This is a genomic window from Saccharopolyspora sp. NFXS83 (assembly GCF_026241095.1).
Classification (GTDB): domain Bacteria; phylum Actinomycetota; class Actinomycetes; order Mycobacteriales; family Pseudonocardiaceae; genus Saccharopolyspora_C.
In genome coordinates, this window is the sequence record NZ_JAPFGB010000032.1 from 1 (window position 1) to 24559 (window position 24559).

The 24559-nt window shown below is 70.5% G+C and carries 20 protein-coding genes and 1 tRNA gene; 12 read left to right on the plus strand and 9 right to left on the minus strand.

The window, feature by feature from the left end; genetic code table 11:
* Positions 1–465: 465 nt before the first annotated feature.
* Positions 466–3378 (minus strand): AfsR/SARP family transcriptional regulator, encoded by a 2913-nt coding sequence (locus OOZ19_RS25815; protein WP_266092753.1) that lies wholly within the window; start codon positions 3376–3378, stop codon positions 466–468.
* A 387-nt stretch (positions 3379–3765) separates the two neighbouring features.
* Here OOZ19_RS25815 and OOZ19_RS25820 point away from each other — a divergent pair, with 387 nt between their 5' ends.
* The gene (locus OOZ19_RS25820) at positions 3766–4833 is read left to right on the plus strand and encodes an ADP-ribosylglycohydrolase family protein (RefSeq protein WP_266092754.1); all 1068 of its coding nucleotides are present in this window, start codon (positions 3766–3768) and stop codon (positions 4831–4833) included.
* 28 nt (positions 4834–4861) lie between these two features.
* Here the strand turns inward: OOZ19_RS25820 and OOZ19_RS25825 are convergent, their stop codons facing one another.
* From OOZ19_RS25825 to OOZ19_RS25850, 6 genes are all read right to left on the minus strand, one after another.
* Positions 4862–5737, minus strand: coding sequence for an SAM-dependent methyltransferase (locus OOZ19_RS25825; protein ID WP_266092755.1), 876 nt, complete (start codon positions 5735–5737; stop codon positions 4862–4864).
* Between the two features lie 186 nt (positions 5738–5923).
* Positions 5924–6826 carry an ectoine hydroxylase gene (gene thpD / locus OOZ19_RS25830; RefSeq protein WP_266092756.1) on the minus strand — a complete coding sequence of 301 codons (903 nt, stop codon included), beginning with the start codon at positions 6824–6826 and terminating at the stop codon, positions 5924–5926.
* 275 nt (positions 6827–7101) lie between these two features.
* A complete protein-coding gene (locus OOZ19_RS25835; protein ID WP_266092757.1) occupies positions 7102–7491 on the minus strand; it encodes an ectoine synthase in 390 nt (129 codons plus the stop codon).
* An 84-nt stretch (positions 7492–7575) separates the two neighbouring features.
* Entirely contained in the window at positions 7576–8823 is a 1248-nt protein-coding gene (ectB, locus tag OOZ19_RS25840; protein WP_266092758.1) for a diaminobutyrate--2-oxoglutarate transaminase, read from the minus strand.
* Between the two features lie 177 nt (positions 8824–9000).
* Positions 9001–9603, minus strand: a complete 603-nt coding sequence (ectA, locus tag OOZ19_RS25845; protein ID WP_416309508.1) for a diaminobutyrate acetyltransferase — start codon at positions 9601–9603, stop codon at positions 9001–9003.
* A 391-nt stretch (positions 9604–9994) separates the two neighbouring features.
* Positions 9995–10729: a S1 family peptidase gene (locus OOZ19_RS25850; protein WP_266092759.1), complete on the minus strand. Its 735-nt coding sequence runs from the start codon at positions 10727–10729 to the stop codon at positions 9995–9997.
* A 243-nt stretch (positions 10730–10972) separates the two neighbouring features.
* On the opposite strand from OOZ19_RS25850, the gene OOZ19_RS25855 reads away from it, so the two are divergent.
* Positions 10973–11746: a VOC family protein gene (locus tag OOZ19_RS25855; RefSeq protein ID WP_266092760.1), complete on the plus strand. Its 774-nt coding sequence runs from the start codon at positions 10973–10975 to the stop codon at positions 11744–11746.
* A gap of 32 nt (positions 11747–11778) precedes the next feature.
* Here OOZ19_RS25855 and OOZ19_RS25860 read toward each other — a convergent pair whose 3' ends face one another.
* Positions 11779–11943, minus strand: coding sequence for a hypothetical protein (locus OOZ19_RS25860; protein ID WP_266092761.1), 165 nt, complete (start codon positions 11941–11943; stop codon positions 11779–11781).
* Positions 11944–12227: 284 nt separating this feature from the next.
* Here OOZ19_RS25860 and OOZ19_RS25865 point away from each other — a divergent pair, with 284 nt between their 5' ends.
* From OOZ19_RS25865 to OOZ19_RS25875, 3 genes are all read left to right on the plus strand, one after another.
* Complete coding sequence (locus tag OOZ19_RS25865; protein ID WP_266092762.1) at positions 12228–13100, plus strand: SseB family protein; 873 nt, start codon at positions 12228–12230, stop codon at positions 13098–13100.
* 209 nt (positions 13101–13309) lie between these two features.
* Positions 13310–13477, plus strand: a complete 168-nt coding sequence (locus OOZ19_RS25870; RefSeq protein ID WP_266092763.1) for a type VII secretion target — start codon at positions 13310–13312, stop codon at positions 13475–13477.
* A gap of 17 nt (positions 13478–13494) precedes the next feature.
* Positions 13495–14250 carry a putative T7SS-secreted protein gene (locus OOZ19_RS25875; RefSeq protein WP_266092764.1) on the plus strand — a complete coding sequence of 252 codons (756 nt, stop codon included), beginning with the start codon at positions 13495–13497 and terminating at the stop codon, positions 14248–14250.
* A gap of 297 nt (positions 14251–14547) precedes the next feature.
* Here OOZ19_RS25875 and OOZ19_RS25880 read toward each other — a convergent pair.
* Positions 14548–14620, minus strand: a tRNA-Thr gene (locus tag OOZ19_RS25880).
* A gap of 222 nt (positions 14621–14842) precedes the next feature.
* Here OOZ19_RS25880 and OOZ19_RS25885 point away from each other — a divergent pair.
* From OOZ19_RS25885 to OOZ19_RS25915, 7 genes are all read left to right on the plus strand, one after another.
* Positions 14843–16282: a threonine/serine exporter family protein gene (locus tag OOZ19_RS25885; RefSeq protein ID WP_266092765.1), complete on the plus strand. Its 1440-nt coding sequence runs from the start codon at positions 14843–14845 to the stop codon at positions 16280–16282.
* 412 nt (positions 16283–16694) lie between these two features.
* Positions 16695–18128 (plus strand): alpha,alpha-trehalose-phosphate synthase (UDP-forming), encoded by a 1434-nt coding sequence (locus OOZ19_RS25890; RefSeq protein ID WP_266092766.1) that lies wholly within the window; start codon positions 16695–16697, stop codon positions 18126–18128.
* 134 nt (positions 18129–18262) lie between these two features.
* Positions 18263–20815 carry a trehalose-phosphatase gene (gene otsB, locus OOZ19_RS25895; RefSeq protein ID WP_266092767.1) on the plus strand — a complete coding sequence of 851 codons (2553 nt, stop codon included), beginning with the start codon at positions 18263–18265 and terminating at the stop codon, positions 20813–20815.
* Positions 20816–21224: 409 nt separating this feature from the next.
* Positions 21225–21833: a DUF4178 domain-containing protein gene (locus tag OOZ19_RS25900; protein ID WP_266092768.1), complete on the plus strand. Its 609-nt coding sequence runs from the start codon at positions 21225–21227 to the stop codon at positions 21831–21833.
* Positions 21834–21846: 13 nt separating this feature from the next.
* Complete coding sequence (locus OOZ19_RS25905) at positions 21847–22284, plus strand: DUF4247 domain-containing protein (RefSeq protein ID WP_266092769.1); 438 nt, start codon at positions 21847–21849, stop codon at positions 22282–22284.
* 125 nt (positions 22285–22409) lie between these two features.
* Entirely contained in the window at positions 22410–22835 is a 426-nt protein-coding gene (locus OOZ19_RS25910) for a DUF350 domain-containing protein (protein ID WP_266092770.1), read from the plus strand.
* A 99-nt stretch (positions 22836–22934) separates the two neighbouring features.
* Positions 22935–24539 (plus strand): polyamine aminopropyltransferase, encoded by a 1605-nt coding sequence (locus OOZ19_RS25915; protein ID WP_266092771.1) that lies wholly within the window; start codon positions 22935–22937, stop codon positions 24537–24539.
* The last annotated feature ends 20 nt before the right edge of the window (positions 24540–24559 follow it).

The following is a 24559-nucleotide window of genomic DNA, read 5'->3' on the forward strand; positions in this document are numbered from 1 at the left end:
GCATAGCCCACGTCGAAAAGCCGACCACCCGCGGGTTCTCAGCGGCTTCCTCGCTGCGGGATCTTTTTCCCGAGTAGCTCCGCCACGAGGGAAAAAGCTGTCCTCGCGAGGAAGCCGCTGAGGTTCCGCCAAACGACCACCAAAGCAAGACGAGCCGTGAAGCCCCCAAAGACGAAGTGCGGACCCCTGGAGTCCCCCGGTCCAAAGGTCCGCACCCACCCCCACGTCCTCCCGGATCGCTCCGAGCGCCCCGTGCCCGGAGCGTCCGCCCCGACCGTCGCCCGTTCGCACGGGCTCGGTCGGGACGGCCGGGTGGCAATCCCCCCTCGGATTTCCCCCAGTGCCACCCGGTGCGGGCCGTTCATGACGCTGACCCGCACGAAAAGCACTGTGTCAGCTCGGGCTAGACATCGGCTAAACGTCGGCTAAACGTCCATAGTGGACATCGTTTGAGCTGCCGGGGAGTCAGGCGCCGATGTCGTCAATGGACTGCAGCCGGGACTTGGCCTGCGCGGCGCGCGGCGAACCCCCGGTCTCGTAGATCGACAGCGCCGTCTCCCACCGGGTGCGGGCCACGGAGCGGTCGCCGCGGGACTGCGCCACGTCGCCGAGCCCCAGGTACGCCGACGCCTGGTGCATCGCCGACCCGCAGCGCTGCGCCACGTTCAACGCCTCGTGATGGTAGCCCTCACCGTCGTCGAGCCTGCCCAGTTCGATGCTGACCTCTCCGCAGTTGTTCAGCACCATCGCGAGGGTTTCGAGGTCGTCCGCTTCGCGGTACATCACCTCGGCCTCCAGCAGGTGCTCCAGCGCTTCGTCGAGCCGCCCGTTGGCCTGCTCGACCTGGGCGAGGTTGTTCAGCGCGCCCGCCTCGCGGTAGCGGTCGCCGAGCGTGCGGTAGGCACGCAGCGCGTCCCGGCAGTGCACCTGCGCTTCCGCGTAGCGGCGCATCCGGAACAGCACGGCACCCATGTTGACCTGCGCCAACGCCAGCCATCCGGGGTTTCCGGTGGCGACGGCGCAGCGGTAGGAGTCGGCGTAGTGCGCCAGCGCTTCGTCGTGCTTGCCGGTGCGGGCGTAGGCCACGCCGAGCCCCGCGGGCATCAGCACTTGGCCGACGGGGTCGGCGGCGAGCCGCGCCGATTCGAGGCCCACCGTGTAGATCTGGATCCAGTCCTCCCACGGGCAGCGCACCACCAGGTAGTTGAACTGGCAGCGCACCAGCCGCCACGCGTACTCGTGCAGCCCGTGGGAGTGGGCGGCGCGCACGGCGGCCACGAGGTTGGGCCACTCCGAGTCGAACCACGCCAGCGCTTCGGTGCGGTTGCGGATCTCGGGCTGCTCGATGGTGGAGTCGCCGGAGAGGTCGAGGTCGTCGCGGGCGGGCCGCAGGAAGCGGCGCGCGTGGTCGGCGACCACGAGGTAGTAGTGCAGCAGCCGGGTGAACGCCTTCTCGTCGCGTTCGGCGAAGCCGGCGCCGTCCTGCCTGCCGTCACCGGTGGGAGCGGTGAGCAGTTCCCGCGCGTAGAGCCGCAGCAGGTCGTGCATGCCGAACCGGTCCGCCTCGGATTCGGTCACGAGGTGGGCCAGTGCGAGCGCCCGCAACCTGCGGTACGCGCCGGGCGGGTCCGTTTCGCAGACGGCGGCCACGGCGTGCGCGGTGAACGTGTGCCCCGGGACCAGGCCGAGCTGCCGGAACGTGGCGGCGTGCACGGGGTGCAGGTTGCGGTAGGAGATGTCGAAGGCGCGGCGCACGCTGGTGTCGGCGTCGTCGATGTCCAGCGCGTGCAGCCGGTTGCTCTCGTCGGTGAGCTCGCGCACGAGGCCCGCGATGCCGCGGGCGGGGTTCGCGGCGAGCCGGGCGGCGGCGATGCGCAGCGCCAGCGGCAGCCCGCCGCAGAGCTCGGCGAGTTCCCGCGCGGCCTCGGGTTCTTCGGCGGATCCGTCGATGCCGCCCGCCCGGTCGAGCAGCGCGACGGCGGATTCGGTAGGCAGCGTCTCCAGCGGCAGCACGCGGGCGCCGCTGCGCACCACGAGCCCGTCGAGCCTGCGCCTGCTGGTCACCAGCACCAGCGAGCGGGAACCGCCGGGCAGCAGCGGCCGGACCTGCTCGGAGTCGCGGGCGTTGTCGAGCAGCACCAGCACCCGCCGGTCGGCGAGCAGCGAGCGGAACAGCGCCGCCCGGTCGTCGAGGTCCACGGGGATCGCGTCGGCGGCCACGCCGAGCGTCTTGAGCATGCTGGTGAGCGCTTCCCCCGGCGACAGCGGCGCGCGTTCGGAGTCGAAGCCGCGCAGCGAGGCGTAGAGCTGGCCGTCGGGGAAGGAGGCGGCGACCCGCTGCGCCCAGGTGATCGCGACGGCGCTCTTGCCGACGCCCGCGGTGCCGGTGAGCACGGCGAGCAGCGTGGTGTCGCCGCGGTCGCGTTCGACCATTCGGTCCAGCAGCGCCATTTCGCGTTCGCGGCCGACGAATCCGGCGACGGCGGGCGGCAGTTCGGCGGGGACCGGGCCGACGGGGGCGACTTCCCGATCGGCCTGCCGCTGGGTGCCGCTGAGCAGGGCTTCGTCGTCGCGCAGCAGCCGTTCGTAGAGGGTGCGCACTTCGGGGCCGGGGTCGATGCCGAGTTCGTGGGAGAGCCGTTCCCGCAGCGCGTGGTAGCGGGCTTGGGCCTCCGCGCGGTTGCCCGCCCGGTATCCGGCGAGCATCAGCAGGTAGGTGAGCCGTTCCCGCAGCGGGTGCTGGTCGACCAGGGTGGCCAGTTCGACGACCAGCCGGTGGTGCTTGCCCAGTTCCAGCTCGGCGGCGATGCGCTCCTCCAGGGCGAGCAGCCGCAGTTCGTCGAGGTTGGGCCCGACCATCTGGTGCAGCCGTTCGGCGACGATGCCGGAGAGCACGGGTCCGCGCCACAGCTGGAGCGCTTCGGTGAGCAGCGCCGCCCTGGCTGCGGGGTCCTTGCCGTGCGCCTCGTTGATCAACGTGCGGGCGCGGTGCGCGTCGACGCGCTCGGGGTCGATGCGCAGCAGGTAGCCGGGTGAGCGGGTGAGGATCTCGGGGCGTCCGGGCGCGTCGGCGTCGCCGTGGCCGTGCAGCAGCCGCCGGATGCGGGAGATGTAGCCGTGCACGATGGTGCGGGCGGTCGCGGGCGGTTCGTCTCCCCAGAGGGTGTCGATGAGCCGGTCGATGGAGACGAGCTGGTTCGGTTCCATCAGCAGGCAGGCGAACGCGCCGCGCACGGAGGCGGAGCCGAGCGGCAGCGGCGACCCGTCGTAGCGGACTTCGAGCGGGCCGAGCACTCGGAAGGTGAATCCGGCGGTGGCCGGACCGGCGCCCTCGCGGTCGGCGCCCCTTCGATCGGGCGTTGCGCCCTGCCCCTGCATGCCCCTCGACACCTGCCGTTCGCTGCGTGTTCGATCCTCGTCAGTTTCGGTCACTCGGACTCGTGGAGTCCACTCCCGGCGAAGCGGACACACGGTAGCGATCTTCGACCGGCGCCCACCGGTACCATCCGAGGCGTCACCCGATCGGCCGAACGTGATGGCACGGCCGCCGAGCATCCGGCAGACGTGCCGCTCACCCGACCGGGGCGTGCCACGGCGTTCGGAAAGTTGATCATTCACCGATCCGGCGCCGGATGCCAGGGTGCCGGGCCGCACGCGGCGACGATGTCCGCGGTTGCCGGATCGCCGCCGCGCCCGCCATACCGCCCAGTAGAGTCGGGCACTGATCGACCGCCGCCGGAGCAGTGCCCAGAAGGAGATCACCGCGTGCCCACACCGTCCACAGTGGTCGATCGGGCCGTGGGCTGCCTGCTCGGCGGGGCTCTCGGCGATGCGCTCGGAGCACCGGTCGAGTTCCAGCAGCTGGACGGGATCCGCGCCGAGCACGGCGAGCAGGGCATCACCGAGCCGCCCCCGCAGGCGCTGCTGGGCGACGCCACCCAGATGACGCTGTTCACCGGCGAGGGCTATCTCAGCGCGTGGACCCAGGGCAACAACGGCGGCCAGTGGCGACCCGTCGAAACGGTCACCGCCGCCTACCGCCGCTGGCTGATCACCCAGCAGGAGTCCAAGCCGCCGCCGGGTGCGACCGGACTGCTCGCCGAAGGCGAGCTGTACGCGAGCCGCGCGCCCGGGCTCACCAGCCTGCGCGCGCTGGGCGAGCCGGAGCTCGGCAGCCCGGACCGCCCGCGCAACAGCTCCAAGGGCTGCGGCGGCGTGGACCGCAGCACGCCGGTCGGTTTCGCCCCCAGCGCGACCATCGCCTACGGGCTCGGCTGCCGGCTCGCCGCGCTCACCCACGGCGGCGCCGGTGGCTGGGCGTCGGCGGGCACGCTGTCGCTGATCGTGCACCTGATCGCCGTGCAGGGCAGGCGGTTGCCGGACGCGGTGGACCAGGCGACCGGGCGCGTGCTGCGCGACGACGGGGAGACCGCGGGCCTGCTCGCGGAGGCCTCCACGCTGTCCCGGCTGGGCGCCTCCGTCTCGCACGTGGAACGGCTCGGGCAGGGCTGGATCGGCCCGGAGGCGCTGGCCATCGGCGTGTACTGCGCGCTGGCGCTGCCCCGGCCGGAGCAGTTCCCGGCGGCGCTGCGCCTGGCGGCGAACCACTCCGGGCACAGCGACAGCACGGCCGCGATCACAGGCGCCATCCTCGGCGCCCGGCACGGCACCGCCGCGCTCCCCCGCCAGTGGCTGTCCCGGCTGGAGCTGGCCGACGTGATCGAACGCATCGGCCACGACATCGGAGCCTCCTGCTCGGGCGAGAAGTTCAACGAACGCCGCTACCTCGGCCTCGACCCGGCACTTCCGTCCCCGGATCACCAGCCCACTTGATCAGCGGGCACCGCGATCCGAGGGGCGATCAAGGCTTCGACGCGAGACCGGCCAGCATCCTGGAGCGCTCCGGATCGCCGGTGAACTCCTCCTGGCCGTCCGGACGCCACTGCGGGGCGTAGACCAGGCCCGGCTCCAGCATCTCGAAGTCCCCGAAGAACGCCTGGATCTCCGCGTGGGAGCGGAGCTGCCCCGGGTGGGTGGACTGCTCGTAGGCCTCCACCAGCCGCCGGTTCTCCTCCTGCTCCTGCTCGGTCGCGTCGGAGGTCGTCCAGTGCGACACGGCCAGCAGCGAACCGCTGGGCAGCCGCTCCCGCAGCGTGTCGAGCGCGCCGTGCGGGCCGACGGCGTCCTTGGAGAAGTGCAGCATCGACAGCATCAGCATGCAGATGGGTTCGTCGAGCCGGAGCACTCCGGTGTCGGCCAGCAGCGCCCACATCCCCCCAGGGTCGGCGATCGGATCGGCGCGCAGCGCGCGGTGCCGTCGCGGATCGCCCTCCCGGTCGAGGATGAGCCCGCCCAGCGACTGCACCACCGGGTCGTTGTCCACGTAGACGACGCGCGTGTCCCCCGGGTCGCGGGCCTCGGGCGCGGAGCTCCAGTGCAGCTCGGCGACCTCGTGCACGTTGCCGACGGTCGGCAGGCCGGACCCGAGGTCCAGGAACTGCCGGATTCCGGAGTCCAGGGCGTAGCGCACGACCCGGTTGAGGAAGCGGCGGTTCGCCCGGCAGTAGGCCTTCATGCCGGGAACGATCTCCACCACGCGCTGCCCGAACGCGCGGTCGATCTCCCAGTTGTGCGCCCCGCCGAGGTACCAGTCGTAGACCCGCGCCGCGCTGGGCGTGGTGACGCTGTCGCGCATGTCGGCGGGCATCGCCTCGACCGGGTGGTGCAGTGTGCTCATCCGCTCTCCTGGACCGCCCTATCAGCGGTGCCGCCGTGGAACACCGTCCACGATCACTCATCGGGATCAGTATTCCAACCCTTTCGGGGGCTCAAGCAATGTGTTCAGGATGAGCATGACCCCGGAGAGGGGTCGGACGCGAACCGGCCCGGCCGCGTGTCGCGGGCCGGGCCGGGACGTGCCGCGTCAGCGCACGACGGCGGTGGTGTCCCGCGCGGCGACGAAGCCCGGACGCGGCCGGTCCGCCGCGAACGGCGCCACCGGCGCGTTGCGCACGCTGTTGAACACGATGAAGATGTTCGACCGCGGGAACGGCGTGATGTTGTTGCCGGACCCGTGCATCGTGTTCGAGTCGAACCACAAGGCGGAACCCGCGTACCCGGTGAACTGCTCGATTCCGTGCTCGTAGCCGAGCCGCGTGATGTCGTCCTCGCCCGGCACCCCCACCTTCTGCTCCTTCAGCGAAGATTTGTAGTTCTCCCCCGGAGTGCGGCCCACGCACGAGACGTAGGTGCGGTGCGCGCCCGGCATGACCATCAATCCGCCGTTGAACGGATAATTGTCGGTGAGCGCCACCGACAAGCTCACAGCACGCGGCGCCGGAAGGCCGTCTTCGGCGTGCCAGGTCTCGAAATCGGAATGCCAGTAGAACCCGCTGCCCTTGAATCCCGGCATGTAGTTGATCCGGCTCTGGTGCACGTAGACCTCGGATCCCAGGATCTGCCGCGCCCGATCCAGCACTCGCGGATCGCGCACCAGATCGGCGATCAGCTCGCTGGTGCGGTGCACCTCGAACAAGGACCTGACCTGACCGGAGTCCTTCTCCACGACGGTGCGCTCGTCGGCCCTGACCTCGGGATCCTTGGTGAGCCGATCGAGTTCCTGCCAGTACTTCTGCACCTCCGCCGGGGACAGCAGTCCCGGCACGGTGTGGAATCCCTTGGCCTCGTGCGTGGCCAGGTCGGTCCGCGTCGCCGGACCGGCGCGCACGCCGGACCACACGACGGGATCGGTGCGCTCGATGAATGCGGACTCGGTGCCGCGCCGAGTCGGATAACGATCCTGAGTCGTCACATCCGCGACGGTCATCAGTTGCGCCTCCTTCGCGAATTACCGCCGGAGCGCCCGATTCCACGTCGGAATCGGGCGCCATTTCTCGGTTCCTCGGTCGGTGGCCGTTCCCCTCTTCAGGGATACGTGTCGCACACCGCGGCAGGCAACCAGACAGTTCTGGGCTACCCGACCGCCGCGGTCATTACTCATGCGCTCCGGCGAGGTTCCGCGAGGAGGGCATGAAAAACCGCCCACGGGCCGCGGGCAGCGGCTCGTGGGCGGTGCGGCGGGAACGCCAGGTCGATACCTGGTCAGTCCTCCACGATCAGCGGGTACACGCCGTTCTCGTCGTGCACCTCGCGGCCGGTCACCGGCGGGTTGAACACGCAGACCGTGCGGATGTCGGTCTTGGGGCGGACCTGGTGCTTGTCGTGGTCGTTGAGCATGTACAACGTGCCCGGCTTGAGCTGGTGGATCTCACCGGTGGACTTGTTCTCGAGCTCGCCCTCGCCCTCGTAGACGAAGACCGCCTCGATGTGGTTGGCGTACCAGAAGTCGTTCACGGTTCCGGCGTAGAGGGTGGTCTCGTGCACCGAGAAGCCGACCTTCTCCCGTGCCAGCACGATGCGCTTGCTGCGCCAGTTCTCGGTCTGGATGTCGTCGTCGGTGTTCTCGACCTCTTCGAGGCTGCGGACGAACACAATGCCCTCCTTCGTGGTGCCGGTGGTGCCGTACGAGACGGCCGGCCCGGAAGTGCGGGACCGGCCGTCGCGTGCGTTGTTGGATCAGGCAAGCACAGCTTGCACCGAATCGACGATGATCTGAAGCCCCTGTTCGAGCTCTTCATCCGACACGGTCAGCGGCGGCATGATCTTGATCACTTCGCTCTGCGGGCCGGAGGTCTCCAAGATCAGCTTCCGGTCGAACGCCGCCTTGGAGATCTTGCCCGCCGTCTCCGGGTCCTCGAATCCGAGGCCGCGGGCGAGGCCGCGGCCCTTCGCCTGGGCGCCCTCGTACTTGTCGGCGATCTCGCCGATGACCTGGCCGACGCGCTCGCCCTTGGCGATGGTGCTCTTCTGCAGCGCGTCGTCGCTCCAGTACAGCTTCAGCGCCTCGGACGCGGTCACGAACGCGGGGTTGTTGCCGCGGAACGTGCCGTTGTGCTCGCCGGGCTCCCACACGTCGTGCTCGGACTTGATCAACGTCAGGGCCAGCGGCATGCCGTAGCCACCGATGGACTTGGACAGGCAGACGATGTCCGGGGTGATGCCGGCCTCTTCGAAGCTGAAGAACGGGCCGGTGCGCCCGCAGCCCATCTGCACGTCGTCGACGATGAGCAGCATGCCGTGCTTGTCGCACAGCTCGCGCAGGCCGCGCAGCCACTCCGGGCGGGACGAGTTGATGCCGCCCTCGCCCTGCAAGGTCTCCACGATCACCGCTGCGGGCTCGTTCAGACCGGATCCGCTGTCCTCGAGCAGCCGCTCGAAGTACAGGAAGTCCGGGTACTGCCCGTCGAAGTAGTTGTCGTAGGGCATCGGCGTGGAGTGCACCAGCGGGATGCCCGCGCCGCCGCGCTTCATCGAGTTGCCCGTCACCGACAGCGACCCGAGGGTCATGCCGTGGAACGCGTTGGTGAAGCTGATGATCGACTCACGGCCGGTGATCTTGCGGACCAGCTTGAGCGCGGACTCCACGGAGTTGGTGCCCGTCGGCCCGGGGAACTGGACCTTGTAGTCCAGCCCGCGCGGTTTGAGCAGCTTCTCGTCGATGGTCTCCAGGAACTCCCGCTTGGCCGCGGTCGCCTGGTCGAGCCCGTGCGTGACGCCGTCGCGCTCGATGTACTCGATCAGCTTGCGCTTGAGCAGCGGGTTGTTGTGGCCGTAGTTCAGCGCGCCGGCGCCGGCGAAGAAGTCCAGGTAGGGCGTGCCGTCCTCGCCGTAGAGCCAGCTGCCACCCGCCTTGTCGAACGTCGTCGGCCAGGTGCGGCTGTAACTGCGGACCTCGGATTCGAGGCTTGCGAAGATATCGTTCACGATCCTCCGTTCGCGGCGGCCGAAGCGGCCACCGGCTGCAAATCGGTCATGGTCCCCGCCGGGGAGACCTGCCGGTCGGAACTCGATTCGTCTGTGCGGCGCGGTCGGCGGATGACCCCGCCCCCGCACGTTCCCCGCCACCGGCTCCCACCGAGAGCCGCGCGGGACGTGCTCGCGCTAGTCCGCCGGGCGTGGCGCCGCAGCGGCCTCACCTGCCACGACACCGGGAGCCGCGAACGGGCCGATCCGGTAGAGGTCCTCGCCCAGGTGCGCGTCCGGGAACAGTTCGGCGCCGAACAGCTCGCTGCGGGCGAGCTCGGTACCGCGGTCCCTGGCCAGCGCCGAGAACAGCTTGATCGAGGCGGTGTTGTCAGCGGTGATGGTCGTCTCCAGGTAGCGGACACCGTCCGGCACCAGCCGGTCGAGCAGGTGCCCGAGCAGCTTGCCCGCCACACCGCGGCCACGCTGCGAGGCGTCCACGGCGACCTGCCAGATCATCAGCACGTCCGGGGCGTCCGGGCGCAGGTAGCCGGTGACGAAACCGACCACGTCGCCGTCCTCCCGCGCCACCGCACTGGTGTGCGCGAAGTCCCGGCACCACAACAGGTACGCGTAGGACGAGTTCACATCGAGCACTCGCGAATCACGGGTGATCCGATAGAGCGCGGGGCCGTCCGCGACGACCGGAATGCCGATCTCGCCGGAAGCGGAAGAACCGCTCCCCGCATTCCGTCCGCCATTCGGTCCGTCGCCGTTATGGCTGGGTTTGTCGCCGGTCATGCTTTGCCAACTTAACAGAACATCGGTAACGCGTCAGGCACTCGGCCGTTTCCTGGCGTCACTACCAGGCGATACTCGATTTTACACGTGATGAGCACGACAGGATTGTTGCGCGTCGCATCAGCGCAATGATAACGATCTAAGGCGCATAGTGATCGAATTTGCGCACTGCGGGCGTGACCAGCTAAAACGCCCGCCGCAGCAGCACGTCCGGACTCGGATTCGATTGCCCGGCCGCATTTTTCACGGTCCGCTCCGGAAATTGCGATCTTCATCCGGCGAGCGACCACCCGGGGTGCACGGTCTCTCACTTTCCGCCACCGGAACGCACACGTCCGGGGCCGCCGTGGCGGCCCCGGACGCGGGGTACTGCTGGAGAGCCTTCGGCGAATCAGACGCCGGCGACTTCCTTGATCCAGTCGCGGTACTCGGTGACGTTCGTGTACGCCGTCGAGGTCGCGCGGTCGCTCGTGGAGGCCACGCCGACCTGGGTGCCGTTGGAGAACATCGGGCCGCCCGAGTCACCGCCGGCGGTGATGCCGTTGACGCGGTCGGCGCAGACCGCGGTGCCGCCGCGGTAGTCGGTGCAGGCGATGTCGGTGACCTTGACATCGGCCACCTTCAGGTTCTCGGCCTGGCACTGGGCCTCGGGCTGGTCGGTGCAGGTCGCGCCCCAGCCGTAGACCTGGACGGTGTCGCCGTTGTTGACGTCACCGGTCGAGCCGAGCGGCGAGAACTCGACGTTCATCGGGGTGGCCACGTTGACCAGCGCGAGGTCGACGCTGTCGTGCACGTGCACGCCGCCGGCCTTGGCCTTGACCTCCTGGCCCTCGTGCTGGTTCAGGCTGCCGACCTTGAAGCTGATCGCGTCGCCCGCGCCTTCCACGCAGTGCTGCGCGGTGAGCACCCAGTCCGCGGAGATGGCGGTGGCGGTGCAGGCCTCCTGGCCGTTGTTGAGCAGGCGAACGGCCCAAGGAGCGTCAGTGGCCTCCTCGCCGTCGATGATCATCGGCTGCATGTCGACGGGGGCGGGCGCCGCAGGGGCGGCGGCCTGGGCGGGAACGGCGAAGGCGGCGGCGGCCAGGGCCAGGCCCGCCGCTCCGGTCAGCACTCGTGCCAGGGACACGCTGATCTCCTCTGGGTAGCAGCGGCAACGCTGTGGGGACGGTCAAGTGGTCCCATGACCTCACCCGAACGGGTAATGGGTCAACCAATTGGTCACTATTCGCCACCACTCCCCTGGTTTTAGACCTGATCGAGATGCGCCGTTCGATTGACCACAGCAACCTTCGAAGGCCCACTATGGGCCTCGGCCGCACCCCGCCGTCAAGGGTCCGGCGGCCGTACTCCACGGACTTCGGGGGCATTCATGGAGATCACGTCGTACCCGCCCGGCACGCCCTGCTGGGTCGACCTCAGCACCGCCGACCCCGATTCGACCTCGGATTTCTACGCCGAGCTGTTCGGCTGGACGGTGCACGACTCCGGCCCGGACGCGGGCGGCTACCTGATCTGCCAGCGGGGCGGCAAGCCGATCGCGGGCATCGGCCCGCAGGACGAGCGCCAGCAGGGCCCGACGTTCTGGACCACCTACGTGGCCACGACCGACGCCGACGCCTCCGCCGAGGCCGTCCGAACCGCGGGCGGCCAAGTGCACCTGAACCCGATGGACGTGTTCGACGCGGGCCGGATGGCGCTGTGCTCGGACCCCACCGGCGCCGCCGTCGCGCTGTGGCAGCCGAACCAGCACCCCGGTTCGACCGTCGTCAACGAGCCCGGCACCCCCTGCTGGCACGAGCTGGCCACCCGCGAACCCGACCGCGCCACCGAGTTCTACCGCGCGGTGTTCGGCTGGGAAGCGGCGTCGCAGGTCACCGGCGACACCGAGTACCGGCTGCTGCGGCTGGGCGGCCACGAGATCGGCGGGATGATCCGAATCGACGAGAGCTGGCCAGCCGAGGTGCCCGCGCACTGGCTCGTGTACTTCGCGGTCCCGGACACCGACCGCGCCCTCGCCGACGTCACCCGCCTCGGCGGCGCCACCGTGGTCGGCCCGGTCGACATCGAGCCCGGCCGCTTCGCCGTGGTCCACGACCCGGCAGGCAGCATCTTCGGAGTCATCCACCTCAACCCCGCCGGGTGAGCTCCCCCGCGATCGTGCGGTGAACCGCGCCGTCAACCGCGACCGGGCAGCGGCTCCGACTGCGACAGGGCGCGCAGCCAGGCGGCGGCGCGGCACTCCCACCGCACGATCGCCCACTGCTCGGACAGGCGCAGCCAGGCGAAGCAGATCGACGGCACCCCCAGCAGGACGACCACGACCACCATCATCGAGTCCACGTTCCCTCCCCACTTCACGCACCGCGTCGGCGGTGTCGAACCGAAACGACACGACCGAACCTATTCCGGTTCCGGGCGGCATTACCACGGCCGGCGAACCACTCGCCAGGAATCCGCCAGATCGGCTTTTTTCCCGCCAGCTGTTCGTCACCCGCAGGATTCCCGCCACCCTGGCGGGAATGTGGCGAAAAGCCAGGTCGCTCCCGCGCATTCCCGCCCTTCGGCGCGGTTCGTTGACGAGATCACTCCCGACCCTTAGTCTCCGCGCGAAACTGAGGGGAACAATGGGGAACGACGACAGAACCCGCAAGAATGCGGGAAACGCGCTGGCGTCGCTGCACAAGGGGCTCGGGGTGCGGCGCGCGGACCTGCACACCCGTTTGGGGCCCGAGCTGCGCGGCATCCTGCGGATCACCGGTACGGACGCGACGGGCGTGCGGGAGCAGCTGACGCGGTGGCTGGAGGAGTGGCTGGCGCAGCTCGCCGACTCCGACCTGGCCCGCATCGCCGCGGTGTCCTACAACATCCCGCCCAGCAAGGGGCTCAACGGGCTCAACTACGGCCACCGCGTCGAGGCGCTGGCCGCCGAGTTCGGCAGGGGGTTCTCCAAGCGCAGCATCGAGCGGCGGATGCCCGAGATCGTCCAACACCTCCAAGGATGCCTTGACCAGCAATACCGTTCGCCGAAGGCGCCCAAGGAGGTGGCGATGCGGCAGCACGAACCCCTGTCGGGGGACGCTGCGGCACCGCAGCCCGAGCCGGAACGCGGAGGGGTGCACGATGCGCTGCGGGCGCTGCACGATCCGCGTTCGGCCGTTCGCCGCGTGATCGACTGCTTCCTCGCGGACGACGTCCACGTGCCGTGCTCGCCCGCGGGCGGGCTGGTCGCGATCAGGGCGGCGGGCCGCAGCACCTGGGTGTGCGCGTTCACCCGAGCGCACCTGCTGGAGGACTACCGGCGGGCTTCGTCGGCACCGTGGGCCACCGGCTCCCACCGGCTGCTCGGAGCGGACCTGGTGCGCACCGCGACCCGGACCTCGGACCCGATGGGAATTCTGCTGAACCCGCGCGCCGGAGAACCGATGGCGCTCACCGAGACGGTGAGCATTCCACCGGCACTGACCGCCGAGATCCGCGAAACGTTGCGGTCCACCTAGGCCCCTGCATCAGGTCCGGATGAATCAACGGATAGATTCCCGCTACCCTCCGTTCCATGGCCGAGTTGGACGATTCCGCGGCGCACCTTTTCGCCTCTCCGGAAGAACTGCACCGGAGCGCGAACACCGCGCAGCACATCATTGACGACTTCCGAGAACAGACAGTTCGCAAATTTCAGCTCAACCCGGAACAGGCGGGGAACGACGAATTGACCCGGGCACTCCAGACCTTCCAGGAGGACTCCTCCCGAGCCGGCGCCGAACTCGCCGGTGAGGCGGCCGAGCTCACCGACCGGCTGCGCGCCACCGCGGACGACTACGCGCGGATCGACGCCGACCTGGAGCGGGCGCTGATCACCGCGCTCGACCTCGGCTAGCTCCGGAGCGAACGCGGATGATCCAGCCACCCGACGATGAGCCGCCGCTGCCCGGCAACACCCAGGGCATCGTCACCGAATGCGATCGGCTGCGGAAACTGGCCGACAGCCTCGACCAGACCGGGCGCGCGCTGCGCGACGTGCGGGTCGAGTCGTGGTCGGGCCGAGCCCGAGATCGTTTCGACGCGGCCCAGTACGAGCTGAGCAAGCAGTGGCGGCAGTCCGCCGATGCGCACTACGCCGCCGCCGACGCGCTCGGCGAATACCAGGTGCTGCTGGAGAACCTCCAGCAGCACGCGCGATCCGAGGCCGCCGACGCCGCCGGCGACCCGGTGCGGCAGGCCGCCGCGGCGGAGCTGATCCGCCGCTGGCGGATCCAGCAGGACGAAGCCGGGCGCCGGGCGGCGCGCGCGATCTCGCGGGCCGGCGAAGACCTGGCCGCGCTGCCGCCGGTGCTGCCGCGGGAGGCCGCTCCCGCGCCGCCGCGCGGGGCCCTTCCCGCTCCGAGGCCCGAAGCCGCGCCGGAACCCGAGCCCCCGCGAGAACCCGAGCCCGCGCCGGAACCCGAACCTCCGCAGGAGCCCGAACCCGCCCACCGGCCCGAGCAGGCGGAGCCGCCCGTCGCCGAGCCACCGCTGGTGCTGGAGTCATTGCACCCGGAGATGACGTTGCACGACCTGAACGCCTACCAACGCGAACTGCTCCGGCTCAACCAAGACGTCCGCGCGGCGTGGGCCGCCCCGGACCGCCAGTTCGTCATCCCGATCCCGTGACTTCGCGAGCCGCGTTCTAGCCGCTCAACAGGGCTCGTCACGGGACGTGCTCACGGGCCGTCGCCCGGTCGGGGAGTACAGAATCGACTCCCGATCACCGATCATCAGTAGGCGAAACGACCCGTGCCCCCGGTCGCACGACCGAACCCGGTGCTCACGCCGCAGGTGCGTTCGCCGTGGGGCGCCGCCGGGAAACCCACCGACACCGGCCGCCCTCGCGCCGGACATCTCCGATCCCGACCACCTGCCGATACCGGTCGAGTCCAGCACCATCCGAACTCAGCGCCCCTGGAACGGAGCCGCTGAGGGGACTCGAACCCCTGACCGTCCGCTTACAAGGCGGGTGCTCTACCAACTGAGCTACAGCGGCGCGCACGGCCACGCCGTGCGCGCACATCGTAGTCGGCGCCGGGCTGCGGCGGGCAGGCGGCCGTGCCGGTGCGGCCCCTCGCCCGCGGGCGCGCGGGGCGGGTGTCAGGCTCGTGACGGACGACACCAACAGGACGTGCAACGGCTGAGGCGTGCGGGCCGATGGCCGAGGGGACGATCAACACGATCGCCGCGAGGTGGCGAGCAGGAAGGTAGGTCTGCGGTGGGAATCACGCAGCGCGCCCGAGGTGTGCTGCGGCGGCGCGAGCCGACCGAGACGGTCGGGACGCGCAACGCCGTTTACGGGCCGGCACTGCCCGAGGAATCAACGGTCCACCTGGTGATGGACCTGGGGCTGCGCATCGGCGAAGTCCAGATGGCCAGCGGCGCGGGCGCTTCCGACGTGACCGCGACGATCATCGGTGTGGTCAGCGCGTACGGCCTGCCGCACTGCGAGGTCGACGTGATCTACACGTCGATCACCGTCTCCTGCTACCGGGGCACCGAAGAGGTGCCGATCACCTCGCTGCGCGTGGTGCGAAACCGGTCCATCGACTACACGCGGCTGTCCGACGTGGAGGACCTGGTCCGCGAGATCACCGCCGGTTCGATCTCCGCGTCCGAGGCCTACGCCGAACTGGACAAGATCACCTCCGCGCCGCACCCGTTCCCGCGCTGGGTGGCGACCCTGGCGTGGGCGGGCATGGCGGCCTCGCTGTCGGTGCTGCTCGGTGGCGGCGACCCGTGGCTGGCGCTGGTGGCCGCGGTGGCGACGGCGCTGGTCGACCGGATCGGCCGGATGCTGAACAAACGGGCGCTGCCGTTCTTCTTCCAGCAGGCGGTGGGCGGCGTCATCGCCACGAGCATCGCGCTGGCCTGCTCCGAGCTCCAACTGCTGACCAGCCCGGCGCTGGCGGTGGCGGCGAGCATCATCGTGCTGCTGTCCGGGATGACCGTCGTCGGTTCGATGCAGGACGCGATCACGGGGTACAACGTGACCGCGGCCGGCCGCATCGCGGAGCTCGCGCTGATGTCGGCGGGATTGATCGCCGGAGTGGTGCTGGCGCTCTACACCGGCGTGGAGATCTTCGGCGCGGTCAACGAGGGCAGCGACCTGCGGGAGGTCGGCGCCGCGCAGATCGACTCGTCGCAGCCGCTGATGATCCCGGTCCAGGTGCTGGCGGGCGCGTCGACCTCGGCGTGCTTCGCGCTGGCCAGCTACGCGCCGCCCCGCCCGCTGATCATCGCCGGGCTCGGCGGCGCCGTCGCGGCGGGCGTGTCCGGAATCCTCATCAGCGACCTGGTGGGGGTGCACCCGGTGCTGGCGGGCGCGATCGCCACGACCGTCGTCGGCTTCGCCGGTGGCATCGTCACCCGGCACTTCGGGATTCCGACACTGGTGATCGCGGTGTCCGGCGTGGCTCCGCTGCTGCCCGGTCTGGCCACCTACCGGGGCCTGTACGAGATCGCGGTGGCAGGCAACCCGGCGGGCATGTCCACCCTGATGGTGGCCGCGGCGACCGGCCTCGCCCTGGGCGCGGGCGTGGTGCTGGGCGAATACCTCGCCCAACCCGTCCGGACCCGCCTCGGCAGGCTCGAACGCCGCATCGCGGGCCCCCGCCTGTCCGGTCCGCTGCGCCCTACCCGCCGTCGGCTGGAGTGAGCGCAGCGGTCCCTCCACCGCCACCGCGCGGCGAACGCCGGATCGGCGCTGCGCGCCGAGATCGACCTGTGCTCGCGCTCGTCGCGGGTCTGGGCGACGCGATCCTGCTCGGCCACCACACCCCCGGCTCCGCGACGGCCCTGTCGAGCTGCACCCGTCCCGGCTGAGCGCGCGGGAGCCGCCGAAGCACGAGCAGAACCAGCCGTGACGCCCAGGAGAAGTGAGCAAGGACTCGGGGGGCGTTGGCCCACACGAACGACGCGGGCGATGACTAGATTGACTAGCCTCGCCTGCGGGTAGTGAGTGATCCGGGACGGACCCGCGACAGAGGGTCCAGCCGCTGGAGAGCACCAAGCCGTCGGCGCAGCCCATCCCGCCCGAGACAGCAGAGTCTCCCGAGGAGGCAACACCGGTGACCAGGGGCAGCACCCGTGCGGATTTCGTCGTCGTGGCCAATCGGCTCCCGGTAGATCTGGAGAAGCTGCCGGACGGCACCGAACGCTGGAAGCACAGCCCTGGGGGCCTGGTGACGGCGCTGGAGCCGTTCCTGCGCGCCCGGCACGGCGCGTGGGTCGGCTGGCCCGGAGTCGCCGACGTCGACGTGGAACCGTTCACCGACGAGGACATGCACCTGCATCCGGTGCGGCTGTCGGCGGACGAATTCCAGGACTACTACGAGGGATTCTCGAACGCGACGCTGTGGCCGCTGTACCACGATGTGGTGGTTCCGCCGGTGTTCGACCGGTCGTGGTGGGAGGCGTTCCGCCGGGTGAACCGGCGCTTCGCGGAAGCGGCGGCGGAAGTCAGCGCCGAGGGCGCGACGGTGTGGGTGCAGGACTACCAGTTGCAGCTGGTGCCCGCGATGCTGCGCGAACTGCGCCCCGACCTGCGCATCGGCTTCTTCCTGCACATCCCGTTCCCGCCGGTGGAGCTGTTCATGCAGCTGCCGTGGCGCACCGAGATCGTGCGCGGGCTGCTCGGCGCGGACCTCGTCGGGTTCCACCGTCCGGGTGGCGCGCAGAACTTCCTGTGGTTGGCGCGGCGGCTCGCGGGGTTCGAGCCGAGCCGCGGCCAGGTGGGGGTGCGGTCCCGGCCGGGCGTGGTGCAGGTCGGGGATCGCGCGGTGCGCGTCGGGGCGTTCCCCATCTCCATCGCCTCCTCGGAGCTGGACCAGATGGCGCGCAGCAAGGAGATCCAGCAGCGCGCCAAGGAGATCCGCGCTGAGCTGGGCAATCCGCGCCGGATCATGCTCGGCGTGGACCGGCTCGACTACACCAAGGGCATCGACGTGCGGCTGCACGCGATGCACGAGCTCCTCGCCGACGGGCAGATCCGGGCCGAGGACGTGGCGATGATCCAGATCGCGACGCCCAGCCGGGAACGGGTCGAGCACTACAAGCAGATGCGGGAAGGCATCGAACGCGAAGTCGGCCGGATCAACGGGGAATTCGGCCGGGTGGGTCACCCAGCAGTGCACTACTTGCACACTTCGGTGGACAAGAAGGACTTGGTGGCGTTCTACTGCGCCGCCGATGTCATGGTCGTGACGCCGGTGCGCGACGGGATGAACCTGGTGTGCAAGGAATACGTGGCCTGTCGCCACGATCTGGGCGGCACCCTCGTGCTCAGCGAGTTCGCCGGGGCCGCCGCGGAACTCACCAGCGCGTTCCTCGTCAACCCGCACAACCTGGACGGGGTCAAGGACGCCTTGCTCTCCGCCCTCGACATCGAGCAGGCCGAAGGCCGCCGTAGGATGCGAGCATTGCGTAGGCAGGTGCTCACGCACGACGTCGATCGCTGGGCGCGATCGTTTCTGGAAGCACTGGGGACACCCCCGACTGACTAGCGCGAACATCGCGTGATTCCCGATTTTGCGGGAACCGCACACAATGATCGATCACCGGCGACGAGCAGTGAACCCGACTCGCACGCTCGACGCCGAATCGGTCATGTAGACCCATCCGACCGCCCCAGAGGAGTATGGCGTTGACCGCCGAAGCTCTCCCCGCCGAGCTGCGCCGCACCATCGTCCAGCTCGCGCGCACCCCTCGACTGCTGGTCGCCTGCGACTACGACGGCACTCTCGCCCCGATCGTGGCCGACCCGAACGCGGCGAAGCCGTTGCCCGAATCGGTGCACGCCTTGCGTTCGCTGGCGTCCCTGCCCGCCACGACCACCGCGGTGATCTCGGGCCGGGCGCTGCGTGACCTCGCCACCCTGTCCCGGCTGCCGTCCGAGGTCCACCTCGTCGGCAGCCACGGCTCCGAGTTCGACGTGGGCTTCGTGCACGAGCTCGAACCGCAGGCCACGGAGCTTCGGACCGCGCTGCAACGCGGCCTGCAGGACATCGTCGCCGGCAACGACGGGGTGTCGCTGGAGGCCAAGCCGGCCAGCGTCGCGGTGCACGTGCGCCGGGCCGACACCGCCGTCGCCGAACGAGTGCTGGACGAGGTCCGCTCCGGGCCCGCCACCTGGGACGGCGTGCAGGTCACCGAGGGCAAAGCGGTGATCGAGCTGGCCGTGGTGCAGACCGACAAGGGCAACGCCCTCGACGCGCTGCGCCACCAGGTCGGCGCCACCGCCGCGATCTTCCTCGGCGACGACGTCACCGACGAGAAGGCCTTCGCCCGGCTGCACGGCCCGGACCTCGGCCTCAAGGTCGGCGACGGCGACACGCTGGCGCAGTTCCGCGTCGCCGACACCACCCAGGTCGCGACGGCGCTGGCGTTCCTCATGGAAGAGCGCCGCACCTGGCTCTACGGCGAGCAGGCGCCGCCGATCGAGCGGCTGACGATGCTGTCCAACGAGCGCACCGTCGCCCTGCTCACCCCCGACGCGCGGCTGACCTGGATGTGCCACCCGGGTCCGGACTCGGCGGCCGTGTTCGCCGACCTGCTCGGCGGCCCCGGCGCCGGGCACTTCTCGATCCGCCCGCACGGCGGCAACGGCGCCCCGCGCAGTCCGCTGCCGTTGGGCCAGCGCTACGTGCCGGGCACCATGACCGTCGAGACCCGCTGGTCGCGGCTGCTGGTCACCGACTACCTGGAGCACGGGGTGGACGGGCACCGCACCGACCTCATCCGGGTGATCACCGGCGGCACTACGGCGAGCATCGAGTTCGCCCCGCGCCCCGAGTTCGGCCAGGTGCCGGTGCGGCTCGTCCCGGAGTCCGGTGGCCTGCGGGTGATGGGCACCTCGGAGCCGATGGTGCTGCGTTGCCCCGAGGTCCAGTGGGAGATCACCTCCGACGGCATGCACGAGTCCGCGAGCGCCGTGGTGGAGGCCTCCGACGACGCCCCGATCGTGCTGGAGCTGCGCTGCGGCACGGAGGACTTGGCCGCGTCGGAGCAGACCGAGTCCCAGCGCCGCGGCGCCGCCGACGTGTACTGGTCGGAATGGCTGGAGACGCTGACGCTGCCCGCGCTGGAGCGCGATCTGGTGGGGCGGTCCGCGCTGACGCTGCGCGGGCTGTGCAACACCGACACCGGCGGCATCATGGCCGCCGCGACGACCTCGCTGCCCGAGGAGATCGGCGGCGTCCGCAACTGGGACTACCGCTACTGCTGGCTGCGGGACGGCTCGATGACCGCCCAGGCCCTGGTCACGCTGGGTTCCACCGACGAGGCCGAAGGCTTCCTGAACTGGCTGCACGGCGTGCTGGAGACGCTGCCCGGGCCGGAGCGGCTGCACCCGCTCTACTCCTTGCAGGGCACCAGCCTCGGGCCGGAAGCCGTGATCGACAGCCTGCCCGGGTACGCCGGTTCGCGTCCCGTGCGCGTCGGCAACCTCGCCGACCAGCAGGTCCAGCTCGACGTGTTCGGACCGGTCGTGGAGCTCGTCCTGCACCTGGCGGCGGCTCGCGGTTCGCTGCGGGACCGCGACTGGGAACTGGTGAAGGCGATGGCCGAGGCGGTGTCGCACCGCTGGTTCGAACCGGACCACGGCATCTGGGAAGAGCGCGACCAACCTCGCCACCACGTCTACTCGAAGGTGATGTGCTGGGTCACGCTGGACCGCGCGGTCAAGCTCGCGGAGCAGTACGGCCGGACGCCGGAGGCCGGCTGGACCGCGCTGCGGGACGAGATCTCGCAGGACGTCATCAAGAACGGCTGGCAGCCGGACGTGCAGGCGTTCACCACCGCCTACGAGGGTTCCGACCTGGACGCGGCCTCGCTGCACGTGGGCCTGTCCGGGCTGATCGACCCGTCGGACGACCGGTTCCGCGCCACGGTGACGGCGATCGAGTCGGAGCTGCGCAGCGGCTCCACGGTCTACCGGTACCGCCGGGACGACGGGCTTCCCGGCGACGAAGGCGGCTTCCACCTGTGCGCGGCGTGGCTGATCGAGGCGTACCTGCTGATCGGCCGCCGCACGGAGGCGGAGGAGCTGTTCCAGCAGATCGTCGACACGGCGGGCCCGACCGGTCTGCTCGCCGAGGAGTACGACCCGATCGCGGAGCGCTCGCTGGGCAACCACCCGCAGGCGTACTCCCACCTGGGCCTGATCCGCTGCGCCCAGCTGCTGTCCCAGTGACGCGCTGAGCCGCGTTTGCCACACGAACGGGCCGTTCACCCCACCGGGTGAACGGCCCGTCTCGCTGCGCACTCCTGCGATATCCCGAGGAGCCGAACGCCCCGCTCCCCCCGAGCGGGACCACCTTCGCAGCTCAGCACTTCTTCTCGACGGTGCGGCTGATCTTCACGTTCTCGCGAGAGTGCGCGAGCTGTCCGCAGCGGGGCGATTCGTCCGCAGCAGGCGTCCCGGGCCGGATGCGAACCCGGCGGGGCGAGGTGGCCCCGCGGTGCGCCGAGTGCCGAACTCCGGGCGGATTTCCGATCACGATTTGCGGCGAAACCGCCGTTCGGGTCGAACGTGGCGGTTACGCTCCGGCGCAAGTCAAGGCACCTGTGCGGGGAGCCGCACGGACATCTGGGGGATTCACGTGACCGGACTGACGATCGCGATCGCGATCGTGCTCGTCGGCGTCGTCGTCGCGGTGGCGAGCTGCGTGATGCTGTACCGACGCATGCGCGCCACGCCGCACGAGGCCGCGAGCCCGACCGACCCGTTCCACACCGGCGACCAGGATTCGCTGCGCGGCGACCCGCGCGCCCTGAAAGCGGGCGACATCGTGGAGATCCGCGGCCTGAGCTACACGGTCCGCGGCACCCTGCGGCTCTCCGAAGGCGGTTGGGGCTGGGCGGAGCACCTGCTCGACGACGCCAAGGGCACCCAGGTGTGGCTGGCGATCGAGGAGGACCCGGACCTGGAGCTCACGCTGTGGACCCCGGTCGACGACGCCGGTGAGCCCGGTGCGAAGCGCATCGAGTTCGGCGGTCGCAGCTACGAGCGCGAGGAGTCCGGCTCGGCGACGTTCCGCAGCGAGGCCACGACCGGCCTCTCCGAGCAGGGCACGGTCCGCTACCAGGACTACGAGGCTGGCGACGGCGCGCTGCTGGGCTTCGAGTCCTACGGCGACTCGGACTGGGAGGCCGCCACCGGCGAGGAGCTCAGCCGGTACGACGTGCGCATCTACCCCACCACGATCTGACGGGGGCGGCTCGATGAAACGCGGCTTCTGGTGGGTACTGGCGGGCATCGTCGTCGTCATCGCGTTGGCGATCGCGCTGATCGCGATCTTCGGCGGCGGCTCCGGTCCGCGCGGGTACGTGGCGGGCCACTACCATCGCGCCTCGTCGCTGGACATCCGCGGCGACAGCGACAACAAGGCGTACACCAGCCCGAAACCGGTGCCCGTGGTGGCTCGGGAGATCACCTCGCGCTGGCGACCGCAGTCGCAGCAGACCGACGCCAGCGGCGTCTACCTGCGCTACTCCGACGACGCGGTGATCATCCAGCCGCGCGCGGCGGGCTCGGTGATCCACGTGATGGACGTCGACCGCGCCTACCGGCACTACCACTCGCACGTCAGCCACGGCTGGGGCGGACTCGGCACGCGCGGCGAGACCTTCCGCGGCGGCGGTCCCGGAACCGGGAAATGACCGCTCCGCGCGACTGACCACCCGCCTCCGGGCACGGTGCCGGATCTCGAACCGAACCCGGCCGGAGGCGCTCCCCCACACCGGGTCGTGCCACCGACCCAACCGACGAGAAGGGCGAAACGACCTTGCTCCAGGAACTGCTCTCCGGACTGCTCGCGGCCGTCGCTTACGGCGTCATCGGCACGCTGATGATGACGCTCGGCTACCTGCTGGTGGACCTCGCCACGCCCGGCAAGCTGCGCGACCTGATCTGGGTGCGGCGCAACCCGAACGCCGCGTTGTTGCTGGTGTCCGGGCTGATCGGTGTGGGGGTCATCCTCACCACCGCCATCGCCGCGAGCGCCGACGACCTCGTCGTCGGCCTGGTCGGCACCGTCGTCTACGGCCTGCTCGGGCTGGTACTGATGAGCCTGTCCTTCCTGCTCATCGACGCCCTCACCCCCGGCAAGCTGGGCGACGAGCTGTCCTCGGAGACCCTGCACCCCGGCACCTGGGTCTCGGCCGCCGCGCACGTGGTCATCGCGGTGATCATGGCTGCCGCCATCTGGTGACACCACCGGGAACGGCCGGGCGCGAGCGCTTCGCTCCCGGCCGTCGCACCCGTCCGGCACCCGCCCCGACCTCCGACCCCGGCAAGAAAGCTGGTCGCCATGTCCACCAGCGCTGAGACCCCGCCCCGCGCCTCGGACGACGACACCACCGATCCGCCGGCGCGGCCCCGCGGCCGGGCGGCCCGCACCGCGGTGCTGGTGGCCGTGTTCCTGTGCGCGGCCTGCGGCTTGGTGTACGAGCTGGCGCTGGTCGCGCTCGGCAGCTACCTCATCGGCGACACCGTCGGGCAGGCCTCGATCGTGCTGTCGCTGATGGTGTTCGCGATGGGCGTGGGCGCGCTCGCCGCGAAACCGCTGCAGCGCTGGGCCGCCGCCGCGTTCGCCGCGGTGGAGGTGCTGCTCGCGCTGCTCGGCGGCCTCAGCGTGCTGGTGCTCTACGCCGCCTTCGCGTGGCTGAGCCTCTACACGCCGGCGCTGATCGTGACCGCCCTGGTACTGGGCGGGCTGATCGGCGCGGAGATCCCGCTGCTGATGGTGCTGCTGCAGCGCATCCGCAAGCAGGACGCGGGTTCGGCGGTGGCCGACCTGTTCGCGGCGGACTACGTGGGCGGCCTGCTCGGCGGCCTGGCGTTCCCGTTCGTGCTGCTGCCGCTGTTCGGGCAGCTGCAGGGCGCGCTGCTGGTGGGGATGCTGAACGCGGCGGCGGGGCTGGGCCTGGTGCTCACGGTGTTCCGCCGGGAGCTCTCGAAGCGCGCGACGCTGCTGCTGATCTCCGCGTCGGCGCTGGTGGGACTCGTGCTCGGCGGCGCTTACCTGCTCGCCGACGACTTCGAGGTGACCGCTCGGCAGGCGCTGTACAAGGACCCGGTGGTGCAGTCGCTGCGCACGCCGTACCAGGAGATCGTGCTGACCGAGTCGTTGCCGGTGGAGGGCGCCCCGGACACCCGGCTCTACCTCAACGGCGATCTGCAGTTCAGCTCCGTGGACGAGTACCGGTACCACGAGGCGCTGGTGCACCCGGTGCTCGACGGCCCGCGCTCGCACGTCCTCGTCCTCGGCGGCGGCGACGGCCTGGCGCTGCGGGAGGTGCTGCGCTACCCGGACGTGCGGGACGTGACGCTGGTGGAGATGGACCCGGCGATGCCGCAGCTGTCCCGGACGGATCCGCGGGTGTCCGCGCTGAACCGCGGCGCTTTCGAGGACCCGCGGGTGCACCTGGTCTCGGCGGACGCGTTCAGCTGGCTGCGCGACAACCGCACCCGGTTCGACGCGGTGGTCGTGGACATGCCGGACCCGGATTCGACGGCGACGGCGAAGCTGTACTCGACGGAGTTCTACGGCCTGGTGCGCCACGCGATGGCCGAGCACGCGCGGGTGACCGTGCAGGCCGGATCTCCGTACTTCGCACCGAAGGCGTTCTGGGCGATCGAGGCGACGATGCGCACGGCCGGGCTGGGCACCGCGCCGTACCAGGTGTCGGTGCCGAGCTTCGGCGAGTGGGGCTTCCACCTCGCCGCCGCGGGTTCCCCGCCGCCGCTGCGGCTGCCCGCCGACGCACCACCGCTGCGCTCGCTGGACGACCGCACGCTGGCCGCCGCCACCGCCTTCCCACCGGACCGCGGTCGGCTGCCCGGTTTGGAGCCGTCGACCCTGATGCACCCGACGATCCTGCGGTACGTCCAAGGCGAGTGGCGCAACTACTGACCGGAGCTCGCTCCGGGGCA

Excerpts from the sequence above, each read along its gene's own strand:
- thpD (WP_266092756.1), bottom strand. The coding sequence starts at position 6,826 with ATGACCGTCGCGGATGTGACGACTCAGGATCGTTATCCGACTCGGCGC.
- OOZ19_RS25815 (WP_266092753.1), bottom strand. The coding sequence starts at position 3,378 with ATGCAGGGGCAGGGCGCAACGCCCGATCGAAGGGGCGCCGACCGCGAG.
- ectA (WP_416309508.1), bottom strand. The coding sequence starts at position 9,603 with ATGACCGGCGACAAACCCAGCCATAACGGCGACGGACCGAATGGCGGA.
- OOZ19_RS25825 (WP_266092755.1), bottom strand. The coding sequence starts at position 5,737 with ATGAGCACACTGCACCACCCGGTCGAGGCGATGCCCGCCGACATGCGC.
- OOZ19_RS25865 (WP_266092762.1), top strand. The coding sequence starts at position 12,228 with ATGGGGAACGACGACAGAACCCGCAAGAATGCGGGAAACGCGCTGGCG.
- otsB (WP_266092767.1), top strand. The coding sequence starts at position 18,263 with ATGGCGTTGACCGCCGAAGCTCTCCCCGCCGAGCTGCGCCGCACCATC.
- OOZ19_RS25875 (WP_266092764.1), top strand. The coding sequence starts at position 13,495 with ATGATCCAGCCACCCGACGATGAGCCGCCGCTGCCCGGCAACACCCAG.
- OOZ19_RS25855 (WP_266092760.1), top strand. The coding sequence starts at position 10,973 with ATGGAGATCACGTCGTACCCGCCCGGCACGCCCTGCTGGGTCGACCTC.
- OOZ19_RS25915 (WP_266092771.1), top strand. The coding sequence starts at position 22,935 with ATGTCCACCAGCGCTGAGACCCCGCCCCGCGCCTCGGACGACGACACC.
- OOZ19_RS25905 (WP_266092769.1), top strand. The coding sequence starts at position 21,847 with ATGAAACGCGGCTTCTGGTGGGTACTGGCGGGCATCGTCGTCGTCATC.